Below are 24,300 nucleotides of genomic sequence, written 5' to 3'. Positions count from 1 at the left end.
TATGACTGACGTAAATCGCGATGCAATAATTGCTCAGCGTATTGAAGACTCAACCACATCGGTAACTAAAACCGTGTTTCCAGGGCGTACTAATCATCACAATACTTTATTTGGTGGTGATGCACTGGCGTGGATGGATGAAGTGGCATTTATAGCAGCGACTCGTTTTTGCCGTAAGCCTTTGGTAACTATATCTTCAGATAGAGTCGACTTTAAAGAAGCCATACCAGCAGGTACTTTTGCAGAGTTAATAGCTAAAGTAGTGCATGTAGGCAACACCAGCTTAAAAGTTGACGTAGATATATTATTAGAAACGATGCACAAAGACGATAAACATTCAGCCATTAGTGGCAGCTTTACGTTTGTAGCAGTTGATGATAACCACAGACCGACTCCGGTAGTATGCGACAAAATGATTTATGGTTTTGATTAACTTAAAGCTTTGAATACGCGCTAAAGTAAAATTATATAACCACCTTAATTGGTGCTTATATAAAACCCCTTAAAGAACACATCATACTAAAAATTTATTAAATATAATCTCAACAACAGAGCTGATATTAACTAAAAAATAATCAAACTTGGGAGATTGATAGGGGTGAGAGTTGTTGGATTTGGATACTAAAAAGGTATGCTTTTAACATACCTTTTTGGTTATATTTAGCTTTTAATTACATTTATTAAACTTACATAAATACTTTTTAAAGTACCATTGCTGCAATCCAGCCAAATATAAGCAGTGGAATGTTAAAGTGAATAAACGTTGGAATAACAGAGTCTCTAATGTGGTCGTGCTGGCCGTCGGCATTTAAACCCGATGTTGGGCCAAGCGTTGAATCTGAAGCAGGAGAGCCTGCATCACCTAGAGCGCCCGCAGTACCAACAAGCGCAGCGGTAGCCATAACAGAAAACCCAAGGTCTAAACATAAAGGAACAAATAAAGTTGCAATAATAGGCACTGTTGAAAACGAACTGCCAATTCCCATTGTAATTAATAACCCGACTAACAAAATAACACCGGCGGCCAAAGGTTTATTACCATCAAAAAGGGCGGCTGCGCTGTGTACTAAGCTTGCTACATCGCCAGTGGCTTGCATAACCGATGCAAAACCTTGTGCCGATATCATAATAAAGCCAATCATGGCCATCATCGCAACGCCTTTACTAAATACGTCGCCGTTTTCTTCCCACTTAACTATACCAAAAACACTAAATATCATTACACCTACTAAGCCACCTAAAATCATTGAGCCACTTAGATTTTGTGCGACAAGTGAGGCAAGTACTGCAAAAAGTCCTACAGTCATTACTTTTTTAGGGTTTTCGACTTCAGCCGATTTACTAACAGTTGTTAATGGGAGCTCGGTGTATTCGCGGCGTTTTTTGTAGGTAATAAATACCGCAATAAGCAATCCAATAAACATACCTAATGCAGGAATGATCATCGCCATAGGGACTTGTGTATTTACAATGTCTAGGCCGTTATCAACTAGGTTTTTGTGCAAAATAGAATATAAGTAAATACCCCCAAAACCATAAGGCAGCACCATGTAAGACGTTGCTAATCCAAATGTTAAAATACACGCTATAGCACGCCTGTCTAATCTTAACTGATTAAAAACAACGAGTAACGGCGGGATCAAAATAGGAATAAACGCTATGTGTACAGGGACTAAGTTTTGCGAAGAAATTGCACAACCTAAAATAATTAATAAAATGAAGTAACTTAAAAATGTTTCATTACCGCTGCCTTTTGCATTTACTTTAGCAAGTAGCTTATCAGCGAGAATGCGTGTTAAACCCGACTTAGAAATAGCAACGGCAAACGCGCCGAGCATAGCATAACTTAGTGCAATTTCAGCTCCAGCTGAAAGGCCAGAATTAAACGCATCAACACTTTCTTTTATGCCCAAGCCTGCAGTAAGACCTGCAACTAACGCACTTATGATCATGGCAACAATGACGTTAACGCGAGCCAGAGATAGCCCGAGCATTAAAATAACGCCTATAACAACAGCATTCATAGTATTCTCTATTTGGAAATTTTAATTAATTTTATCAGATCTTTAGCCTGAGTTTTACGCTCTTTCGTAAAAGGTTTTTTACCATAGCGTACTTGGTTAAATAACTGACTAAAAGTGTTTATAGATTGTGCAGAACGAGGGAGTTTGTCAGCAAAAAAATGTAACTGCTGATTCGGTGTTAAATTATCGGGTGTATTTATTTTTTGTTTTTTAGCCCATGCTTTTACTTCATAAAATTCTTTAACCATAGGCGCTAATTTAGCCGGGCGTTTTGGCAAGTTTAAATAAACAAAATAACATATAAAACAAAAACCAGCTGGTAGTAAAACCATTAATGGTACAAGCCAAATGTTTTTACTACCAAAAATTGATTTTAGAAAATCATTTTGTTTTTCTTCGTCAAAACCAAGTACCCAGCTAGACCATTGATAATCGAGGTTTTCAAGTTCCAACCTTAACCAATTAATAGCGGGGAAATTACTTAAACTCACTAAACCAAAATCAAGGTTACTTTTAAATTCGTCATTCAGCTCTTCGTTTTGCGAAAGTGAGCCATTTAAACGCTCTGGTGCAACAACGGCGGTTGCATCAAAAATAACCCAACCTTCGTTTTGTAAATATACTTCTACCCATGCATGTGCGTCGTATTGTCGAACTGTTAGCGTATTATTATCTTGATTTAATTCACCACCTAAATAGCCACTTACTAGTCGAGCGGGTATACCTGCGGTTCTAAAAATGTACGCAGCGGCACTGGCATAGTGGCCACAAAAGCCACGTTGATTATCAAATAAAAATTGATCTATGGTGTTATCGCCGCTCATAGGAGTGGGTGTTAATGTGTAAGTAAATCCCGTACCTGCAAAGTACTGTAATAAGCTATTGTAAAAATCGCGGTCAGAGTGTGTATTTTGCTTTAAGTTTTTAGCAAGTGATGATGTTTTTACATTCTTTTTATTGGAGAGGTATTTGTAGCGTTTTTCTTCAAATTCGCCAAGCGGTAAAGCTGTGAAGTTAAAGCTATTTACATCGTATTGTAAGTTTTTAGCTTGGCGACTTTTTTTACGCAATAAACCTAGCGAATTACCCTCAACATTTGGTGAGTTACTACTGGAATACGCTAAACCATAGAGCCATTTTTGTGTAGCAGGCTCTGCAATAACTGAGTAGCTTGCAATAAGTTGCTCATCATTTTCGCTCTGCGTATTTGTTTTTACATTATTATATTTTAAAAAGTCAGACGTAAGCCACGCATTACCATTAAACTCATCATGGACTATTACTCGCCAATAATAAGGCGCTACAGGTTTTTCTTCGTTAAATTTAGCTCTAAACACAAGTTCATCTGAGTTTGAAAGCTTTGCAATATCGAATGGATCGACTTGTTCAGAAAGCCCTGTTTTAGCAAGCTTAGGCCCAGGAAGCTGCCAAAAGGCAGGCATTTTTGGTAAAAAAAGCAGTAAAAATATAGCTAAAGGAAGCGCTAAAAGTAGCAATTTACCACTTTGCTTAGAGGCGATTTTTAAATTATGTTTGGACTCGAGTAGGCCAAGTACTGCAAAGTTTAATATGTATAAACAACTTACAGTTAAAGTCGTTAAAATGCTTTGGTTAAATAAATACACCGATGAGAGTGAAAAAAACGTAAGCGTTGTAATTACATGATAGTGTTTTTTGGTTTTAGCCTGCAGCAGCTTAAATAAACTAGCAAGTAGCAGCATAGCCACAAATAAAATAACCGTATCCGACATGCCTACTGTGTAGAGCATTAAACCTAATGACACACCTGCGAGTATATTTGCCAGCCAAGCATTTGGCTTGGGTTTATTACTCAGCGTTATGTAAAAGTTCCATGCACAAATAAGTGTAAGTACACCAACAAAAACAAGCGGTAAATGTGATACAAAAAATACAATCAAACATGCATATATAAAAGACAGCGAATAATTTATTACTTTTTCATTTTTAAGTATGTCCATTACACATCACCATTAAATGAGCATAATAATTCTAAGCATTGCTGCTTATGTTGCTGTCCGGTATTTGTATTTATTGTTTTATTCGGTAGCTTTAACATAAAAGGGGTGTTTTTCTCGGTTGCTTCACACACTAAAAAGCATAACTGGCTTAAACGTTGTTCTGTATCTCCATTCATTAACGTAAAATCGAAGAGCGCATTTGCTGTTTTAAAGTCTACAAACTCTTTAACTAACAACTGCTGTGTTTTTGCGTAATGCTTCCACGACACTCTTTGCAAGCCCATCTCAGGTAAGTGTGGGATAAGAGACTCAAACTCTTCGCTACCAGATTGTGTAGAAATACCTTTATCGGCTTGCTCATCAAGCATAGAAACATGCGCATCACAGTGAACCTGTTCAAGCGACGGATATACAAATACTTCTTCTTGTAATTGAATGTAGCTCCAAACAGTTATCAAACCAAAGGGGTAGTTACTCGCTATTTTAATACGTTGCACTGAGTACTTACCGCGTGAGCTATAGGGTAAGTGGAGTGTAAGCAACTGAGGTTTACTATCAACTTGGCCGGTATGTTTGTAAGTTTGCTCACTACCTTGATATGTTAAATTAATAGATTGGGTAACAGAAGGGCTTTGTAATTCAAATATAATACTCGGTTTTTGAGGAGCGTAGCTGTTAAATGCATCTTTAAATTTAACTGTTAAGCCTTTAGCGTTACTGTAGCCCATTAATATAGTAATAATCATTACCACAAACATAAGATAAGACATTATTAAAATTAAATTATTTTGATAATTAATGCCCATCACAAAGTTTAAAATAGCTACAACTATAAAGTACCAACCAAGGGATGATGGCAATACATAAATTGTTCTGTGTTCAAGTGTAATTGAGTTTTTTAAATGTTTATTTTTTAATAACTTATTAAATACACTTTGCTTAAATGACTTAAATAAAGAAGAGCGCTTAGCTGTTTTTTTTGGCATAAAAGTTTATACCGGAACTAATACGTTTTTTAAAATATCGTTTACTTGTGCTTCACCTGACTCATTATGCAAACCTAATCGATGCTGACACACACTTGCAAATACGGCTTGAACATCTTCTGGCATTACAAAATCACGACCATCAATAAAGGCCCACGACCTAGCCGCTTTAGCCAGAGCCATACTAGCACGAGGTGATAACGATGATGCAAAAGCGTTGCTTGTGCGTGTGTAATTAACAAGCTCTATAATGTAGTCAATAACCGGGCTACTTAAAGTAATTTGGCTTATCTGAGTTTGAATTGCCGCTAACTCTTGTTGGTTAATACGCTTAGGTAATTGGCTGTAATCTCGTTTTTGCATATTCAAAATTAAGCGTTTTTCGGCTTCTTTAGGTGGAAAACCTAAGCTAATGCGCATTAAAAATCGGTCTAATTGCGACTCAGGTAACGGGTAGGTACCTGATTGATAAAGCGGGTTTTGTGTTGCTATCACAAAAAATGGATTTGGCAGCGTATATTTTTTTCCATCGACTGTTACTTGTTGCTCTTCCATTGCTTCAAGCAACGCACTTTGTGTTTTGGGCCCTGCGCGGTTTATTTCATCAGCTAAAACAACTTGGCTAAAAATAGGGCCTTTATGAAACGTAAAACTGTGCTCGGTAGAGTTAAATATATTAGTACCCAGAATATCAGCAGGGAGAAGATCACTGGTAAATTGTATACGCTGATACGATAAACCTAACACAGCTGACAATGCATGAGAAAGAGTGGTTTTTCCCATGCCAGGCAAATCTTCAATGAGTAAATGCCCTTCGCTAAATAAGCATGTAAGTGCCTGTTTTATTTGTTGTTGTTTACCAAATATAACACTCGAAAGATCTTCTATAATCGCAGTAACAGTACTATGCATGCTAACCTTTCTATTATTCTATTATTTCAAGACGCTTCATTACAGTGTCTACTTTTTTTGTATTGAAAGGTTTTGCAATAAAACCTTTAGCGCCCATTTCCCACGTGTTTTGTACGTTTTCGAGACTATTGTGGCCCGAACACATAACAACATGAGTGTGCGGGTAAGCACTATTAATGTATTCCAATATCTCTGCACCGTTAGAGTCAGGTAAATCTACATCTACAAATATAACGCCTGGCGGTTTATTGTCCATAATAGGTTTGGCAGAGCTAAAATCAGCACTTTCTAATATATCTTCAAACCCTAAGTCAGTTAAAATTTGGTTTAGATAATCACGAATTTCCTTAACGTCATCAATAATGAGGATGGGCTCTAGCGGGCGAACAAATTCCATATGTAGGTTACTTCTATTTTGAATACATCTAAGTGCTTTAATACTAAGCTAACCCCATCATAAGCTCAAGAACGTTACTTAAAAAACACCAATAAATAAACTGTTTATAGGTTGCCCAACAGCCTATTTTTAAAGGATTACCTGCTTTTATGTCTTCTACTAACTTATATTTTTATTAATAGTATTGAACAATAATGGCGTATTCATAAGAAATTCCTTAATCCAATACATCATTCCATCAAAATTTGATGTAACAAATTTGCTACTTAACTTATTGATTCAAAAATATTTACATATAAATTCGATTTTTTGTAAACGTTTTGTAATAAAAAATCGTTGACCTTCCAAATCCATTCTGTGATTATGCTCAACAGGTGAGCTTATGCTCATAAATGCAATTTCATTAACTATTTAATGTTTTGCTCAGCGAGCCTCATCTATACACACTGAATTAATACCAATTTCATTAAATGAAAATGCAATTTAATAAAGTTGGCATTACACACCACACTAAATAAAGAGCTTATTATGTTGAATAATAAAAAGACTAAATTTGCAATTTCACTCATAGCGGCAGCTATGGCTACATCGGCTCCAGCACAGGCTGATATTTCTGAATATTTAGATCGCGTTGACGTAGACTTTTTACTAATGCAAAACTTTCAGTCAATTCAGGCTAAAGACGGTGCATTTCGTCCAGAAGATGAAGAACAAGAATCAGGATTTGGCCGTATTAGAGCAAATCTAATACTTAAATTTCATATTAACGAATTCATTACTGCCGATATAGATATTGCAGAAGAGCCTAATGACTTTGGTGGCGAAGATCGTGACTTTTCATTTCACAACGATTTTGCAGGTGTTGAATTTGACTTACTAGGTCTATATGGCACACCAAAAGTAAACGCAAATTTAACACTGCGTTTAGGTAACATTGGTGGGTCGCCTTTTCAATTTAAAGGTTTTCAAGACGGCGCAGATAACCAAAGTAATGCACTTATTGGTAATGGTATTACCGATTACGCAACCGCAGAAAACGGTGCACAGCTAAGTTACAGCGAAACTTTCGATAGTGGTGTAGTTCGTGCTTATAATGTTACAGGTCACATTACGACTTCAAGTTTCGGTGAAGCATTTCAAGAAGACAGAGGTTATAACTACCGTCTTCAAGGTACTTTAGAATTTGAAGGTGGCTTTAAAGCAGGTTTAAACTTATTAAAAGCCAATCAAGGCGACCAGTTACGTTTTGAAAATGGCGTAGCAAGTCTTGATGGTGTAACCACAACAAACTATCGCTTTGGCGATGGTGAAAACTATAATTTCTCAGCGTCACCTTCGAACGAGCGTGACACTCACGTTGGCGCAATGCCAGGGCTTGAGCAATCAATCATCCAGCTTAATTTAGCTTATCAACCATCTGACGAAACTAGCTTAATCTTTATGGTTGGTAAATCATCTGATGATTACACATTTGCAGATGCCGCTGGTAATGCAGTTGCCGGTATTACCTACTTTGGTACAAACGGTATAGCAGATGAAAATGGTACTACTTTTGATTCAAACAGTGTAATAGAAGGCGACTCATCGGTTGAGTACTTCGTTTTTGAAGCACAACAATATATTATTCCTAAAAAGCTATATGTAGCGGCTCGTTATGCAGAAGCCGAAAACACTTCTGACTTAATTGAACAAACAGACAACACAGTAGAGCGTATTCAAGTAGCCGCAGGTTACTGGTTTAACGATAAAACGCTTTTAAAAGTTGAGTATGTTAACCAAGAAGAAGGTGTTAATTCGGGCGGCCAAATCGGTAAAGGATTTGACGGCTTCACTTCTGAAATATCTGTTAAATTTTAAATCATTATCCAACTAGTCTAACTATTTAAACAAAGGACCTAAAAAGGCACTTTGCGGGCAGTTTTATGCGTTAAAACTGCCATAAATAGAATTGGCATTAGATTGAAATTTAATAGTACTTGTTAAAGCATAACGTGTATGGGGAATACCCGATGAAAAATAAATTAATTATGCTCGCGTGTGGCTTTATAAGCATGGGCGCTGCGGCAAAAGAAACAATTACAATAGCGACTGTTAACAATGGTGACATGATCACCATGAAAGAATTAAGTAGTAACTTTACCAGCCAAAACCCTGATATAGATCTAAAATGGGTCACTCTAGAGGAAAACATTCTTCGCCAACGTGTCACTACCGATGTTGCAACAAAGGGCGGCCAATACGATGTTATGACCATAGGTACTTATGAAGTACCAATTTGAGGCAAGCAAAACTGGCTAAAAGAGCTGGATAATTTAGGTGAAAAATACGATTTAGACGATTTAATTCCGGCAATTCGAAGTGGTTTAACGATTAATGACAAACTTTATGCTGCGCCATTTTATGGCGAAAGCTCAATGGTTATGTACCGCACAGACTTAATGGAAAAAGCAGGGCTGACAATGCCTAAAGCCCCAACATGGGACTTTATACGCAAAGCTGCTAAAGCGATGACAGATAAAAAAGAAGGTGTTTATGGCCTTTGTCTACGTGGTAAAGCAGGTTGGGGCGAAAACGTTGCGCTTATTACATCCATGGCAAATTCGTTTGGTGCGCGTTGGTTTGATGAAAATTGGAAACCTCAGTTTAATACCCCAGAGTGGGAAAATACCCTTCAGTATTATGTCGACGTGATGAAAGAATCTGGTCCTGCGGGTTCATCTGCAAACGGCTTTAATGAAAACCTTGCACTATTTCAAACCGGAAAATATGGTATTTGGATTGATGCAACCGTTGCAGGCGCATTTGTTACTAACAAAAAAGATTCAGAAGTTGCCGATAAAGCAGGGTTTGCACTTGCGCCAGATAACGGTCTAGGTAAACGCGGTAACTGGTTATGGTCTTGGACTTTAGCCGTACCGGCAAGCAGCAAAAAACCAGATGCCGCAATGAAATTTATTAGCTGGGCAACATCTAAAGAATACACTCAACTTGTAGCCGACAAAAAAGGTTGGGCAAAAGTACCGCCAGATACACGTAAATCACTTTACAGTAATCAAAAGTACATGGACGCAGCACCGTTTGCGCAAATTACCTTAGATTCTATTCAATCTGCAGATCCTAAAAATCCGACCGTTAAACCAGTGCCTTATGTAGGTATTCAGTTTGTTGCTATTCCTGAGTTTCAAGGAATTGGTACAGCTGTTGGGCAACAATTTTCAGCAGCATTAACTGGCCAAATGACCGTTAAGCAAGCGCTTAGTACGTCTCAGCACCTCGTTGAGCGAACAATGCGTAAAGCTCGCTATCTTAAATAGCATGTAATGGGCGGGTAAGTACTCAAGCTTACCCAATATTTTATGTCAATTCTATTTACTTGTTAGTTATAAACGCTATCAAGGGTTTCTGATTTTCACTTGATAGTTAACAAGTAAATAGAATTGGCTTTTTTAAGGTCACCTTTATGGCAACAACTAACTCGCGCACGTTTGCTTGGTTTATGCTTCTTCCTAGTGTAATTTTATTACTTGCTTGGATGATAGTTCCGCTGTGTATGACACTGTATTTTTCATTTATTGATTACAACTTACTCGTTCCAGGGGATAAAGAGTTTGTAGGCTTTTTAAACTATGAGTTTTTTCTAACTGATCCGGCTTTTTTGAATCATTTTTTAACACGCTTTACCTAGTAACTGGGGTTTTACTTATCACTATTTGTGGTGGTATTGGCTTAGCTATTTTACTAGACCAAGCAATATGGGGACGAAATTACGTTCGCATTATGGTACTAGCCCCATTTTTTGTAATGCCAACTGTGTCGGCATTGGTATGGAAAAATATGCTAATGAACCCAGTTAATGGCTTATTTGCACATTTCGCGATTTGACTTGGCTTTGAACCTATCGACTTTTTTGTTCAAATGCCGTTATTTTCAATCATCATAATTGTGTCTTGGCAGTGGTTACCATTTGCAGCATTAATACTGCTAACAGCAATAAAGTCATTAGACCGTGAACAATTAGAAGCGGCTGATTTAGACGGAGCTGGGCCACATAGTAAGTTTTTTTACATCGTTTTGCCGCACTTATCGCGCGCTGTAACCGCTGTTATTTTAATCGAAACTATATTTTTATTGTCAATCTTTGCCGAAATATTAGTTACAACCAGCGGTGGTCCTGGTTATTCGTCGACCAATATAACGTACTTAATTTACACGCAATCACTACTTCAATTTGATGTAGGTGGCGGTTCGGCAGGGGGCATAGTTGCAGTAATAATTGCAAATATTGTCGCTATATTTTTAATGCGCTTAATTGGCAACAACTTGGAGGGTTAATTATGACTATAAAAGATAGCCGTCGTTCCAAACTAATTTATACCATAGCTGCATGGACAATAAGCGGCATGATTTTCTTTCCAATTTTATGGACGTTAATTACCAGCTTTAAAACGGAAGCTGAAGCAATTTCAGCAAGTCCAAGCTTATATGCATTCGATTGGACACTCGAAAACTACCGCGATGTACTGTCACGTTCGCCATACTTTAACCATTTTTGGAACTCTGTAGTTATATCGCTAGGTTGAAGTTTGCTGGGTTTATTAATTGCTGTGCCTGCTGCTTGGTCTATGGCTTTTGTACAAACTAAAAAAACAAAGCATTTATTAATGTGGATGCTTTCTACCAAAATGTTACCGCCAGTAGGGGTACTTATTCCGATTTATTTATTGTTTCGAGACTTCGCATTACTCGATACAAAATTAGGTTTAGTAATTGTAATGACACTCATTAACTTACCAATAATGGTATGGATGTTGTACACCTACTTTAGAGAAATACCAAGCGAAATACTTGAAGCTTCACGTATGGATGGCGCAACAATTGGAGAAGAAATATTTCATGTTTTATTACCAATAGCCTTACCGGGTATAGCCTCAACGCTATTGTTAAATGTAATTTTGTCATGGAACGAAGCTTTTTGGACACTTATTTTAACCGCTGCAAATGCTGTACCTTTAACGGCATTTATTGCCAGTTACTCAAGCCCTGAGGGGTTATTTTACGCTAAGTTATCGGCAGCATCTGCCATGGCCATTGTGCCAATTTTAATACTTGGTTGGTTTAGTCAAAAACAATTAGTGCGTGGATTAAGTTTCGGCGCAGTAAAATAGGAGAATACACATGGGCAGCATCACACTAAAACAAGTCACTAAAAACTTTGATGAAGTTAACGTAATTAAACCACTCGACTTAGAAATTAAAGACGGTGAGTTTATCGTATTTGTTGGGCCATCAGGCTGTGGTAAATCTACATTACTTCGTATGATCGCAGGGCTTGAAGATACCACCAGTGGTAATATAGAAATTGACGGCATTGACGCTACAAAAACACCGCCTGCAAAAAGAGGCTTAGCAATGGTGTTTCAATCCTACGCGTTGTATCCGCATATGACAGTGCGTAATAATATTGCTTTTCCTTTAAAAAGAGCCAAAGTTAGCCCTACAGAAATCGAAAGTAAAATTGCTAACGCCGCTAAAATTCTTAATTTGACCGATTATTTAGACCGAAAGCCTGGGCAATTATCGGGCGGTCAGCGCCAGCGTGTAGCGATAGGGCGCGCAATTGTACGTCAGCCCTCGGCATTTTTATTTGATGAACCGCTTTCAAATCTTGATGCGTCACTACGTGTAAATATGCGTTTAGAAACATCTGAATTACATAAAAGTTAAGCTAAAACAATAATTTATGTTACGCACGATCAGGTTGAAGCTATGACAATGGCAGATAGAATCGCGGTATTTAATGCCGGTATTATTGAACAGGTAGGCACACCTTTAGAGCTTTATAAAAACCCAGTAAACAAATTTGTAGCTGGTTTTATTGGCTCTCCAAAAATGAATTTTATAGATGCTCCACAAAATGAAGATGCGAATGTTAGTTGTATTGGTATACGACCAGAGCATATAACACTCTCTACTGAGCAAGGAACGTGGGCTGGTACTGTAGGTGTAATTGAACATGTAGGATCGGAGAGCTTTTTACATATAAATATTGAAGGCAAAGGGACCGTAACAGTAAAAGCAGATGGTGATTGTCCGTTAAAATATGGCGATAGTATTTACCTAAGCGCACCGGCTGATAAAGTATTAAAGTTTGATAATAACGGTTTAACAATTCGCTAGAGCCAATCTTTAATTACCTTAAATAGCACCTTTATAAAGGTGCTATTAACTAAATTCTAATTACATAATCCTATGAAACCTAGGTATTTTTTATTAAGGAATGGTATATTTACAACTATAAATAACAAAAACGTTATTGATAAATAGATACTCCAAAATTAATAAAATAATTTATATAGCAGCACATATAATTAAAATTATGTAATAAAAATAAGGACTTAGTTTTCCTTCTATTTTAAGAGGTTTACGTGGTAAAGCTATCAAATACAGAAATTAGAAAGCTAGATGATGCAGCCAGAGCAGGGTGGTTATATTATGTTGGCGGTAACACACAAGATGAAATTGCTAAAAAACTAAATATATCTCGTCAATCTGCACAAAGAATGGTCGCATTATCTGTGAGCCAAGGATTAATTAAAGTTAGACTTGACCACCCGATTGCCAAATGTATGGATTTGGCCGAAAAATTAAAAAGCCGTTTTGGGTTAGATTCGTGTGAAGTTGTACCGAGCGATCCATCTGAACCTTCATCTACATTAGGTTTGGCTCAAGCTGGCGCGGCAGAAATAGAACGTCATCTAAAATCAGAACAACCCAAAGTACTTGCTATGGGAACCGGTCGAGTTTTACGTTCATGTGTGGATGAGCTAAGAACTGTTGATTGTCCGCAACATAAAATTGTAGCCATGCTAGGTAATATGGCTTTGGATGGATCGGCTTCACCTTATGATGTTGTAGTAAGAATGGCCGAACACACTAATGCAAAACATTATCCAATGCCATTGCCAGTTTTACCAAGAAGCATTGAAGAAAAAGAACAGTTACACGCACAACAAAATATTACCGGCAATTTAAAACTCGCTAAAGATGCCGATGTAACATTTGTGGGTATTGGTAGCTTAGGTGAAAAGTCGCCATTACATATAGATGGTTTTATTGATGCGCAAGAACTTAAAGAGCTACAAGATCTTGGTGCTGTTGGTGAAATGATTAGTTGGGTGTTTGATAAAAACGGTAAGCTTTTAGATTGCACAGTTAATCAGCGTGTAGCAAGTACGCCATTAAAAACAAATGCTAACAAACAGATTTATGCGATAGCTGCTGGTGAAGAAAAAGTGTTAGCCATTTTGGGCGCAGTAAGGTCAAACATGATCAGTGGATTAATTACTAACGAATATACAGCTGAGCGTTTACTTAGTATTGATTAAAGAAATTGATAAATAAAGTATCTGTATTAGTAATACTAGTTATTGTAATAAAAACACTTAATGTCCGATACCGTCTAGTATTGGACATAGCAAGGGCGCATTTAAGCGCTCTTTCTATATATACATTAACTACCTATAATTTATATTATGTTAAATAGAATAAATAAATACATAACTAAGTTACTCACCTTCATTAATTAACGTATAAACGCGATATTTTGAATATTTAATAGGCATTAACCTACTTTTTTAAAAATTAATGTTTTGTCTCATTACGCTATTTGTTACTTAAACATATAAAAATACCGCTTGGTTATTAATATAATCAAGCGGTATTACACTGATTGCCTATTCGCTACTTTATGCAATAAAACTTAACATATTGAAATAAATAGATTTTTAATAAGCCTAGTAATTCACTAGAATGTTTTATCATTCATAAATTCATTAATAAGCTCAGACACTTTATCTGGATGTTCATCAATAACCCAATGTGCGGCTTTATCTATCCAAACCAATGACGAATTTGGAATTGCTTCTTCTAACATTGGTGCATACTTTGGCTTTTGAAATTTGTCTTCTTTACCCCATATTATGAGTGTTTCATGAGGTAAGCTTTTAAGATCGCCTGTAATAGCTTCGGTATATTCTTTATTGAGTCTGCGCATGTTACTAAATAAAGCGGCTTTTCCTTTTTCATTACTCCATGGTGTTAAGTATATTTTCATCAACTCTTCAGTCATTACGTTCGAGTCGTAAACACCTTTGGGAATGAAATCTCTTAATGTATCAACAAATTCATCTACAGATGTTTTTTCTTCTACGCCTGGTTCTAGTAAAGGTTCAAATTCTGGTATTGGCCAAGAATCAAAACATACACTATCAAGTAAAACCAACCCGTTTACTTTATCCGGATGATTTACAGCCATTAATTGAGCAACACCACCACCAATATCATGTGTAGCAATATTAACTTTAGAAATACCGAGCTCTTCTATAAACTTACACATTATTCTACATTGCGCATTTATAGATACATCAGTGTTACTTGGCATATCTGATTCACCAAAGTTAAGTAAATCTGGTGCTATTACCCGATATTTTGATGCAAGTTTGGCATCACATTTCGCCATAAAAATTTATTAGTCGGAATACCGTGTATCAATAATAAAGGTGTTCCTTGTCCCATTTCTTGATAAGCAATTTGATGACCTTCTACTGTAACGTACTGTGTTTTGCTCATGCTTGTGCCTCGTTAACTTTAAAAATTATAATATTTCGTGAACTATAAAATTGGAATATAACCTTATAAAGCAAATTCCATCCCAAGATGAGTATTTATTAGTTATTAAAAAATCTTAATGTTTTAAAAGTTAAACCCCTGTGATACGTGGGCTCTAGGCTAAATAAATTTACTGACTTTATAATATTGCAGTGTTTAATAATTGTGATTATCAAACCGCTTTAAGAAGTGTGAAACGATGACTCGTATACATGCAACAATTACAAAAGCGTAGTTTGTAATACTTTGAAGAAATAATTTGAAGTAATTATTCTTATTAAAGGACTTTTACAAATTTAAATAAATTAAAGGTTCATATACACAAAAGCACTAATAAACATTAGTGCTTTCAAAAATTATAATTTAATTTTTTAGTAAGCTATAAATAAAAAATAGTTAACCGCCCTACTGTTTAAATTTTCATTCCAAAAAATATCTAATATTTTCTATTAATACACTTTGCTTAACTGGCTTCAATAACAGGCCGTTAAACCCAAGCTTCACATACTTGTTATCACTATTTTCGTTTTCACTAAATGTATGAGCGATAATTTTTGTTGCTGATGCGTCAGCATGCTTTCTTATTTTTAGCATTGCGTCGGTGCCTGTAAATTGCGGCATTACTATATCCATTAAAATAATGTCGTAACTATTTTGAGATACCATCAGCATTGCTTCAATTGCGCTGCACGCGTAATCTATTTTTATGTTTTCATTTTTTAGCATTGCTCTAATAACAATCTCAACAAGTGGATCGTCATCAACTAGTAATAGCGTGTTTTGTTCTTTATTAGTTAATAGATTAGTATTTACTAAATCGGTAGTTGTTAATCGACTATTTAATACTTCTTTTTCATCATCTGCTTCCCAGGTTTACCAATATAGAAAGTGATATCGTCGTTTTATTTGCACTACTGCTAATAATTAACGCTTTCCCACCAAGCATTTTAAATATTGATATAAAAAATTTTAACTCTAATGACATATCTTTATCATCTATAAAGCGTGTTATATCATCACCCGAAATGCTTTTAAGCTCAGTTATAAAATGGCTCGTATTAATCAAATTACTTAATGAAAAATCGAGATGTAGGTAATTACGAGTACTTTCTTTTTTAATCTCGGCGTTAATTGAAAGCGTAGTATTGTTTGACGAATCCAAAACCTCAGTCACTAACTGAATAACCAGTTGAGAAATTAACTTTTCATCGCTTGCTATCGTTAACTCTGATGTAATATTATTTTTCAAAACTATTCACAAAGCGAGTATGTGTCCATTTAACTAAGTGTGATACTTTTTGTACCCGCTCACCATTTGCCTTTTCTATATAATCTAAATGACTTTCACTGCCTACGGCGCTAAAAGATATTAGTAATAGTATAAAAGTAAATTTTAACATAAGCCTTTCCATCAATTTGCTTAATGTATAGGTAGCAAGTATGAGACCAAACGCTTTTATCTTTATTATCAATGCATTAAGATGTGTGAAAGTGTGTTTTATTATTTTGATTCGCAAATTGCAAATCAATAATTCATGAAGGGTTTAACCAAGAAATGAGAGTAGAGGTAGGTGGCGCAAAGCGAATAAAATAGGCTCTGCGCTAATTTTAGTTAATGCAAAGCAGCTGTAAATGGGATGCTTTCACAGATTTTAGCTTCTGCTGTAAGTAACTCTTCTAGGCGAGTATCAACTTCTTCTTTATCAAAGTATTCGTAAGCAAGCTCTACAAAAAGGTTTTTATGTTTTTCTTCTGACTTGGCAATCGCAACATAAAAGTCTTTTTCTTTACCCTCAGGAAGTGCTTGTGCAACTAAAGAAAAACGCTCGTGACCGCGTGCCTCAATTACACCGCCAACCAGTAATCGGTCCATTAAAAAACCATCACGACCATGTCTAAACAGTGCACGTATTTGTTTTATGTACGGGTCTTTTTTGTCGTCACCTAAGTTTACATCGCGCTCTAAAAGTAACTTAAGCACTTGTTTAAAGTGTATTAATTCTTCTAATGCTAAGTCGGTCATGGCTTTTACTAATTTACGTTTGTCTGGGTAATGCGAAAGCATAGACATAGCCATACCCGATGCTTTTTTTTCTGCAGCGGCATGATCTTGTAAAAAAGTATTAAAGTCAGCAAGGACAACTTCGGTCCATTCAAATGGAGTGTGGTATTTTAATTCAAACATGTTCTGTACAACTTAAATAATAATGCGGGGATTTTAACGTATTTGTTTTAAAAAATCTTGTAAGGCAGCAATTTATCTATGCGCCCTTTAGCGGTGGATTCAACTTTTAGCGGGTGTTTAATATCGTTCCATGCGGTGACTTTACCGCCCATATTCATTTTTTCAAAATCAGCTTTGTCACTTTTTAATGCTAAAAAATCGCATAGTTTTTTGTAGCTATCAGGCTTTGCTATATCAATGGATAAAAAATCGTTGTCACGATTCTTAAAGTACGTGTGAGCATCGTTAAAATGTGTTTTATAGCAGTGAGCTAAGTAACTATCGTCGCTAATATTATTAAGCGAAAGCTCACTAAACGTATTTAAATAACAGCGCTTTATATGAATATTAAAGCCCCCGTCTGCACGGGTTAAATTAGTGTGCATACGCGTTAAAAGCTGTTTTATTGATACAAGCCATGCACCAAGTTCGCGCTCTAAATAAATAAACTTAGAGTGTGGATAATGAATATCAAGCGCTTTAAAATCGTTAAATATGGGAGTGTCGGCAATTGCGCTGGCATTTTCAAAACAGGCATTAGTATACGCGGTATGCGCTGTTGTAATGCCAAGCTCTAAAAATGCATGGCACACACTGGTTGTGCCGGTACGTGGTAAACCTATTATAAATATTTTGCTCATTAACTTTTCTTTAATTAGCCACGTGTTACTAGTAATACAAAGGCGCTGATAATCATGACTAAAAATGTAGTAATAGTACCAATTTGGCGATATTTAAGGCTTTTTTCTACTATGCCTAAGTTTTGAAACACACGCCCTACTAATAACGCACCACCTAATATATGGCTGTAATGGCTAGCAAGCCCTTGGTACTCTGCTAAAAAAAGCAAAATTAAAGCAAATGGCACGTATTCCATAAAATTTGCGTGGGCACGCACAGCACGTTGTAGCGTTGCATTACCGTTATCACCAAGTGATATTTGCTCCGCACGGCGCACTTTTATTACGTTAAAGCTTAAATAAATGTAAAAGAATGCGAGTAATGCAGCATAAGTTGAAATGATCACGGTGTTTTCCTGTTATTTTATCGCATAAATATGCGCTCTATTATTGTGGGCGTGATAATAACACATAAATTTGAGCAGCATTATCAGAAGTTTAATAATTGCCTATGCTAAGCTAGAGGTATTAAGTTAGTAGAAAATACATAAGGATTTTATGTTTGTACCTCGCAAAGTAGCCGACAGTTACCGTGAAATGATTAACAGTATTGGCTTTTACCCTTCGATGCTTTCAGTGGGCTTTTTGGTATTTGCCATTATTATAATGTCGGTTGAATATTTAGCCCCTGTTGAGCAGCTAAAATCGTTTATATCGGTTGTACTTGTAGATAGCGCCGAAAACGCGCGGACTATTTTAAGCACTTTAGCGGGGAGTATTATTTCGCTTACCGTGTTCAGTTTTTCGATGGTAATGGTGGTTTTAAATTCGGCCAGTGCGAGTTTATCGCCCCGCGTAGTGCCAGGGCTTATTACGCGCAAATCACACCAAATGGTTTTGGGGTTTTATTTAGGCAGCATAATTTACTCTATTATTATGCTTATAAATATTAATAAGCTTGATGGTGGCAGTACGGCAATTCCTTCAATAGGTGTGTTGTTTGCACTTGTTTTTGGATTGATTTCATTAGGTTTGTTTGTATTTTTTATACATTCAATTTCACGTGCTATTCAAGTTGATAACGTGTTAAATGGCTTGTTTAGCCAAACTAAAAACGAAATTAAAACAATAATACAAAGACAACAAGAGAACCCAGTTGAAGACTTTCCGGACTTTAGCAAATGGCATTCGGTTAGCAGTAAAACAGAAGGATATTATAAAGGCGTACATACCGATAAGCTGTGTGCTATTTTGGCTGAGCAAGATATAAAGGTGTATATATCTGTAAACCAAGGCTATTTTACAGTTAAAGGTTACCCGTTTTTAAAATGCAATAAAGATATAGCAAACGATGAAGAGCTGATTAATAAAATTCTCGACTGCTTTATTTTTTATATAGAAGAGTACATTAGCGATCATTACCGTTATGGATTAACGCAAATATCAGAAATTGCGGTTAAGGCAATGAGTCCAGGCATAAACGATCCCGGTACTGCGGTTAAATCAATTGATATGCTGAGTATTTTACTTATTCAACGACTTTCAATTAACGATATTAACTACTCGTTTAAGCACAGTGATAATGCCCCATTGTTATACCTTCATGAAACAAGCTTTGATGAGTTATTACACGACAACTTTACACCGCTGCGTAATTACGCCAAAGGCGATGCATACGTAATGACAAACGTGCTTGAGGCATTTAAAAATATTTTGTTTGTTGCCCATAAAGATACCGATGCACGAAACAGTTTATTTAATTATTTAAATGCAATTGTTGATGACATAAACGAGCATGTAACTAATGAATACGACAGACGCGAAGTGACTAATATGCTCAACTCTATAGCGCGTATCAGCCAAGAGCAAGGTGAGAAGTTGGTGGCACGTTTTGAGCACCACCAAAATTAAAGTTTAATCTATGTAGTAAACAGCGTAGCTTGACGCTGTTACTTTAATCTCTCCAGCATGGTAGGCATCAGGTACATAGTTACTTGGTGCGCTATCAGCCATCATTACTTTTTCTGCGCGCATATAAGGCTGCGACTGCACATTGAGTGGACTCAGTGATGCGCTGTACAATCCTTTTAAATCAACGTCATAATCTTCACTAAACTCTTTTGCTGCGTCACGTGCGTCTTTAATTGCTAACTTTTGTGCTTTTTTATGCAGCTCGTTATAGTTGCTTGCTAAAAATTGAGTTTGATTAATTTCGTTAATACCGTTGTTAACTAAGCTTTGTAGTAACTCTGGGTATTTATTTATATCGCTGAGTTTTACTGTTAACGTACGAGAAACCTTAAAGCCTTTAAATTCTTGATTACCGGTAGTGCGGTTGTATTGGCTATCACGGTTTATTGAAATTTGCCCTGCGTTTATATCTCCCTCTTTAACACCAATCTCTTTTACGAGCTTAATTGCCTTGGCGATAGTTAAGTCGGTTTTATTTTTAGCAGCAATTAAGTCTTTATCAACTTCGGTAATACCTACACTTAGCTGTACGTAATCTGGCATTGTAGTAAGAGTCGCTTCGCCCTTAACATAAATATGAGGAGCATCGGGAGTCGCTGCCGCAAGTGCATCAAAGCTAAGTACGTTTAAAGCCAGTGCACTACCTAAAACAAAAGTCAGTGTTTTCATTAAGTCGATCCTTTAATTATGTAAAAGCAAGTAAACACCGTACGTGGTTAATTAAATATGAACAAGCACAAAAAAACAGGCAATTGCCTGTTTTTTGTTAAGCGTTGTAACTAATGCTATTACACCATTTACTTAAAATTACGTATAAACGTTACTAAATACTACTGCGTTTATAGTTACGGTATTTTGGTAACCAGTAATTTTTGTCGATTGCTGCCCATAATGCATCATCAGTAATCTCAAGAGCAACGCCCTCTTCGATTGCTTTTTTAGCGATGGCAAATGCAATACGTTTACTTAGCGTTTCAATTTCAGTCAAGGCTGGTAATAAACTACCTTTACCTGTGTTTGCACGCGGCGACGACTCTGCAAGCATTTCGCTAGACACACTTAACATAGCATCAGTAATGCGTGTCGCTTTAGCGGCAATAACACCTAAACCAATACCCGGGAAAATATAACTGTTGTTACATTGTGGGATTGGGAACGTCTCGCCATTGTACTCAACAGGATCAAATGGGCTACCTGTGGCAACAAGTGCTTTACCGTCAGTCCACTTAATCACATCAGCAGGATGCGCTTCTACTTGCTTAGATGGATTACTTAATGGGAAAATAATTGGCTGTTCACAACCGGCATGCATAGCGCGTATTACTTGTTCTGTAAATAAGCCAGGTTGACCAGAAACACCAATTAGAATATCAGGTTCAGCACAGTGCATAACATCAAGAAGTGATGCGTATTCGCCGCTGTAAGTCCAATCACTTAAAGAGCCTTTAGGTTGTGCAAGTGCTTGTTGGAAATCGCGTAAGCCTTCCATACCCTCACTAAGCAAACCAAAACGGTCAACCATAAATACTTGGCTACGCGCTTGAGCTTCTGAAATACCTTCAAAAACCATTTGGCTAATAATTTGCTCAGCAATACCACAACCAGCAGAGCCTGCACCCACAAAAACTACTTTTTGCTGGCTTAGGGTTGAATTTTTAACACGACACGCAGCAAGTAAAGAACCGACCGTTACAGCCGCAGTACCTTGAATGTCATCGTTAAAGCTACAAATTTCATTGCGGTAGCGCTTAAGTAATGGCATTGCATTTGGCTGTGCAAAATCTTCAAACTGAAGTAATACATTTGGCCAGCGACGTTTAACCGCTTTAATGAATAAATCTAAAAACTCATCGTATTCGTCTTGAGCAATACGCTTATGGCGTGCACCCATGTACATAGGATCGTTTAAAAGCTTTTCGTTATTAGTACCCACATCAAGCATTACAGGCAATGTGTATGCTGGGCTTATACCACCACACGCTGTGTAAAGTGACAATTTACCAATTGGAATACCCATGCCACCAATACCCTGATCGCCTAGGCCTAAAATACGCTCGCCATCGGTTACAACAATAACTTTTACTTTACCTTTGGTAGCGTTGCGTAAAATGTCGTCAATTTGGTAGCGATCTTCATACGAAATAAATAAGCCACGTGCGCTGCGATAAATGTCTGAGAATTTTTCACAAGCATCGCCCACTGTCGGTGTGTAAATGATTGGCATCATTTCTTCAAGGTGGTCACGCACTAAACGGTAGTAAAGTGTTTCGTTGTTATCTTGAATCGCACGTAAGTAAATATGCTTATTAAGGTTGTCGGTAAAGCTAGAATACTGCTGATAACAACGCTCAACTTGCTCTTCTATTGTTTCAAAGCGAGGAGGAAGTAAACCAGCAAGATTGAAATTTTCGCGTTCTTTTTTACTAAAGGCGCTGCCTTTATTTAATAGCGGTGTTTCAATTAGGCCAGGGCCAGAATGATGAATATATAAGTAGTTAGGATCAGTATTAGTTGTCATATTTCCAGGCTTTAACGGAGTCTTAAGTTATGATCTGTCATTATCAGTGTTAGAGGTTTAATTGCAACGACAATTAAGCTAGTCAGACCATTGAGAGAAAATACATGCGGACTTCACTGCCCGCATGCATATTATACATAATTTAAAATTTGATAGTGGCGTTATTATCAGTTAAATCAGATAACGCAACACCTTCACGGCGCGGATCAGCGCCACCATATAAGGTATTATTTTTAACTTCAACTGCGTGTAAGCCTGAGTTTAAATCAATAATACGTACATTGTGGCCGCGTTTGGTAAGTGCAGGCGCAATGGCTTCTATGGTTGTGCCTTTTTCAAGGCTGGTGTAATCGTTACGATTTGTTGTACGTGGTAAGTTAATAGCGTCTTGCGCTGATAAATTCCAGTCAATAACACCCACAACAACTTGTGCAACGTAATCAATGATACGGCTACCACCAGGTGAGCCTACAATTAAGCGTAAGCTACCATCTTTATTAAATACCATTACCGGTGACATAGAGCTACGCGGGCGTTTTCCGGCCTCTACACGGTTTGCTACAAGCTTGCCGTTTTTACGTGGCGATAACGAAAAGTCAGTTAGTTGGTTATTTAAAATAAAGCCATTAACCATAACCGTAGAGCCAAACGCCATTTCAATTGAACTGGTCATCGAAACGGCATTACCTTTACTATCTACAATAGATACATGTGAGGTAGAAGGTAACTCGTATGAATCATCCATTGCATAACTTAAGTACCCTACAGGATTACCTGCTACCGCTTTTTGGTCTGTTTCGGTAATTAATTTAGCGCGTGAGGCAATATAATCTTTGTTTAGGAGCTCTTTTGTAGGTACTTGAGTAAAATCGGGATCGCCCATGTACATATCGCGATCGGCAAATGCAATACGCGAAGCTTGGCTAAAGTAATGAATTGCCTTTTCGCCGTTTGGCTTAAGTGCGCTCATATCTTTATGCTCAAGCAAGCCTAGCATTTGCAGTACTGCTACGCCGCCACTACTTGGTGGTGCCATAGAACACACGTTATAGGCACGGTATTGTATACATACCGCATCGCGTTCTTTGCTTTTGTAATCTGCTAAATCTTGCACACTTAATTTACCAGGGGCAATTTTAGAGTGCTTTACAGCATTAACCATTTGTTTTGCATTTTCGCCTTTGTAAAATGCATCAATGCCCTGCTTTGCAATGTCTTTGTACAAATCAGCAAGTGGTTGATTCTTTTTAACACTACCCACTTCAATTAATTTACCATTTGGGTAAAAGTATTCGTTAATAATCGGCATACTCAATACGCCTGGGTTTAACTGTCGGGCTAATAAGCCGTGTAAACGCGGCGAAACTACAAAGCCTTGCTCTGCAAGTTCAATAGCAGGTTTAAAAAGCGCTTCCCACGGTAATGTACCGTATTGTTTATGTGCACTTGCAAAGGCATGTAAAATACCGGGTACACCAACAGAGCGTCCACCTACTACGGCTTCAATCCATTTAACGGCTTTACCGTGTTTATCTAAAAACAGCGTTTCGTCTGCATTTGCAGGTGCGGTTTCGCGGCCATCAAAACTAGTTAATTTATTGTTAGCCTTGTTGTAATACATCATAAATGTACCACCGCCAATACCTGAGGATTGCGGCTCAACTAAAGTAAGCACTAGTTGAGTAGCAATCGCAGCATCTACGGCACTGCCGCCTTGGGCTAAAATTTGTTGACCGGCTTTTGAGGCATATGGATTTGCCGCAGCTACCATGTATTTATCACCTTGCACTACTTTTTTATGGATTAATCCTGTAGCAGCTTCAGGTTCGCGAGTTTCAATTTGAGTTGTTTGCTGTGCAAATGAAGGCAGTGATACTGCGCACAGTCCAATGGCAAATAATGAGTTAAGTTTAAAATGCATAAAAATACTAAAAACACTTAATTACGTAGTTGTATTTGGCATCTTAAAGTTAAACGGGCACAATATGCAAAAATTTTGACT

At 37.1% G+C, this 24,300-nt stretch carries 17 protein-coding genes and 5 pseudogenes; 8 read left to right on the top strand and 14 right to left on the bottom strand.

The genetic code is table 11. From position 1 onward, the window contains the following. Window position 1 precedes the first annotated feature (1 nt). Window positions 2-433, top strand: coding sequence for an acyl-CoA thioesterase (locus I6F10_RS07215; RefSeq protein ID WP_002960891.1), 432 nt, complete (start codon window positions 2-4; stop codon window positions 431-433). Window positions 434-701: 268 nt separating this feature from the next. Here I6F10_RS07215 and I6F10_RS07210 read toward each other — a convergent pair whose 3' ends face one another. The 5 genes from I6F10_RS07210 to I6F10_RS07190 are packed head-to-tail and all read right to left on the bottom strand — an operon-like array spanning window position 702 to window position 6,298. After that, window positions 702-2,024: a Na+/H+ antiporter family protein gene (locus tag I6F10_RS07210; RefSeq protein ID WP_165743832.1), complete on the bottom strand. Its 1,323-nt coding sequence runs from the start codon at window positions 2,022-2,024 to the stop codon at window positions 702-704. 8 nt (window positions 2,025-2,032) lie between these two features. After that, window positions 2,033-4,003 carry a transglutaminase family protein gene (locus I6F10_RS07205; protein ID WP_165743833.1) on the bottom strand — a complete coding sequence of 657 codons (1,971 nt, stop codon included), beginning with the start codon at window positions 4,001-4,003 and terminating at the stop codon, window positions 2,033-2,035. Further along, on the bottom strand, window positions 4,003-4,989 hold the full coding sequence (locus tag I6F10_RS07200) for a DUF58 domain-containing protein (protein ID WP_165743834.1): 987 nt from the start codon (window positions 4,987-4,989) through the stop codon (window positions 4,003-4,005). The genes I6F10_RS07205 and I6F10_RS07200 overlap by 1 nt, the downstream gene beginning before the upstream one ends. Before the next feature lie 6 nt (window positions 4,990-4,995). Further along, window positions 4,996-5,901 (bottom strand): AAA family ATPase, encoded by a 906-nt coding sequence (locus I6F10_RS07195; RefSeq protein ID WP_165743835.1) that lies wholly within the window; start codon window positions 5,899-5,901, stop codon window positions 4,996-4,998. A gap of 13 nt (window positions 5,902-5,914) precedes the next feature. After that, window positions 5,915-6,298, bottom strand: a complete 384-nt coding sequence (locus I6F10_RS07190) for a response regulator (protein ID WP_002960883.1) — start codon at window positions 6,296-6,298, stop codon at window positions 5,915-5,917. 528 nt (window positions 6,299-6,826) lie between these two features. Between I6F10_RS07190 and I6F10_RS07185 the strand changes: the two genes are divergently transcribed. The 6 genes and pseudogenes from I6F10_RS07185 to I6F10_RS07160 all read left to right on the top strand — a co-directional run bounded on the left by I6F10_RS07185 (window position 6,827) and on the right by I6F10_RS07160 (window position 13,683). Then, window positions 6,827-8,155, top strand: a complete 1,329-nt coding sequence (locus I6F10_RS07185) for a hypothetical protein (RefSeq protein WP_165743836.1) — start codon at window positions 6,827-6,829, stop codon at window positions 8,153-8,155. Between the two features lie 152 nt (window positions 8,156-8,307). Continuing rightward, window positions 8,308-9,612, top strand: a pseudogene (locus I6F10_RS07180) (ABC transporter substrate-binding protein). A gap of 146 nt (window positions 9,613-9,758) precedes the next feature. After that, window positions 9,759-10,630: pseudogene (locus I6F10_RS07175) on the top strand (carbohydrate ABC transporter permease). Window positions 10,631-10,632: 2 nt separating this feature from the next. Next, window positions 10,633-11,463 (top strand): annotated as a pseudogene (locus I6F10_RS07170) (carbohydrate ABC transporter permease). A gap of 10 nt (window positions 11,464-11,473) precedes the next feature. After that, a pseudogene (locus I6F10_RS07165) lies at window positions 11,474-12,475 on the top strand (ABC transporter ATP-binding protein). Window positions 12,476-12,723: 248 nt separating this feature from the next. Continuing rightward, window positions 12,724-13,683 carry a sugar-binding transcriptional regulator gene (locus tag I6F10_RS07160; RefSeq protein WP_002960874.1) on the top strand — a complete coding sequence of 320 codons (960 nt, stop codon included), beginning with the start codon at window positions 12,724-12,726 and terminating at the stop codon, window positions 13,681-13,683. A gap of 419 nt (window positions 13,684-14,102) precedes the next feature. Here I6F10_RS07160 and I6F10_RS07155 read toward each other — a convergent pair. The 6 genes and pseudogenes from I6F10_RS07155 to I6F10_RS07130 form a co-directional block, all read right to left on the bottom strand. Next, a pseudogene (locus I6F10_RS07155) lies at window positions 14,103-14,926 on the bottom strand (alpha/beta fold hydrolase). 459 nt (window positions 14,927-15,385) lie between these two features. Next, window positions 15,386-15,691 (bottom strand): response regulator, encoded by a 306-nt coding sequence (locus I6F10_RS07150; RefSeq protein WP_165743837.1) that lies wholly within the window; start codon window positions 15,689-15,691, stop codon window positions 15,386-15,388. A gap of 130 nt (window positions 15,692-15,821) precedes the next feature. Continuing rightward, the gene (locus tag I6F10_RS07145; RefSeq protein ID WP_165743838.1) at window positions 15,822-16,214 is read right to left on the bottom strand and encodes a hypothetical protein; all 393 of its coding nucleotides are present in this window, start codon (window positions 16,212-16,214) and stop codon (window positions 15,822-15,824) included. 363 nt (window positions 16,215-16,577) lie between these two features. Then, window positions 16,578-17,150, bottom strand: coding sequence for a tRNA-(ms[2]io[6]A)-hydroxylase (locus I6F10_RS07140; RefSeq protein WP_165743839.1), 573 nt, complete (start codon window positions 17,148-17,150; stop codon window positions 16,578-16,580). 47 nt (window positions 17,151-17,197) lie between these two features. After that, complete coding sequence (locus I6F10_RS07135) at window positions 17,198-17,830, bottom strand: sulfotransferase (protein WP_165743840.1); 633 nt, start codon at window positions 17,828-17,830, stop codon at window positions 17,198-17,200. A 14-nt stretch (window positions 17,831-17,844) separates the two neighbouring features. Beyond that, on the bottom strand, window positions 17,845-18,216 hold the full coding sequence (locus I6F10_RS07130; RefSeq protein ID WP_165743841.1) for an MAPEG family protein: 372 nt from the start codon (window positions 18,214-18,216) through the stop codon (window positions 17,845-17,847). Window positions 18,217-18,367: 151 nt separating this feature from the next. On the opposite strand from I6F10_RS07130, the gene I6F10_RS07125 reads away from it, so the two are divergent. Then, a complete protein-coding gene (locus tag I6F10_RS07125; RefSeq protein ID WP_165743842.1) occupies window positions 18,368-19,720 on the top strand; it encodes a DUF2254 domain-containing protein in 1,353 nt (450 codons plus the stop codon). 3 nt (window positions 19,721-19,723) lie between these two features. Here I6F10_RS07125 and I6F10_RS07120 read toward each other — a convergent pair whose 3' ends face one another. From I6F10_RS07120 to ggt, 3 genes are all read right to left on the bottom strand, one after another. Beyond that, on the bottom strand, window positions 19,724-20,449 hold the full coding sequence (locus tag I6F10_RS07120; RefSeq protein WP_165743843.1) for an SIMPL domain-containing protein: 726 nt from the start codon (window positions 20,447-20,449) through the stop codon (window positions 19,724-19,726). A 154-nt stretch (window positions 20,450-20,603) separates the two neighbouring features. Further along, entirely contained in the window at window positions 20,604-22,298 is a 1,695-nt protein-coding gene (locus I6F10_RS07115) for an NAD-dependent malic enzyme (protein ID WP_165743844.1), read from the bottom strand. Between the two features lie 142 nt (window positions 22,299-22,440). Then, a complete protein-coding gene (gene ggt / locus I6F10_RS07110) occupies window positions 22,441-24,219 on the bottom strand; it encodes a gamma-glutamyltransferase (protein WP_165743845.1) in 1,779 nt (592 codons plus the stop codon). Window positions 24,220-24,300: the final 81 nt, after the last annotated feature.

The organism is Pseudoalteromonas sp. SWYJZ98, from assembly GCF_015864495.1.
In the GTDB taxonomy this organism is placed as follows: Bacteria; Pseudomonadota; Gammaproteobacteria; order Enterobacterales; family Alteromonadaceae; genus Pseudoalteromonas; species Pseudoalteromonas distincta.
The sequence above is the reverse complement of the archived record's forward strand: the minus strand, read 5'-3'. Positions and strand labels throughout refer to the sequence as shown.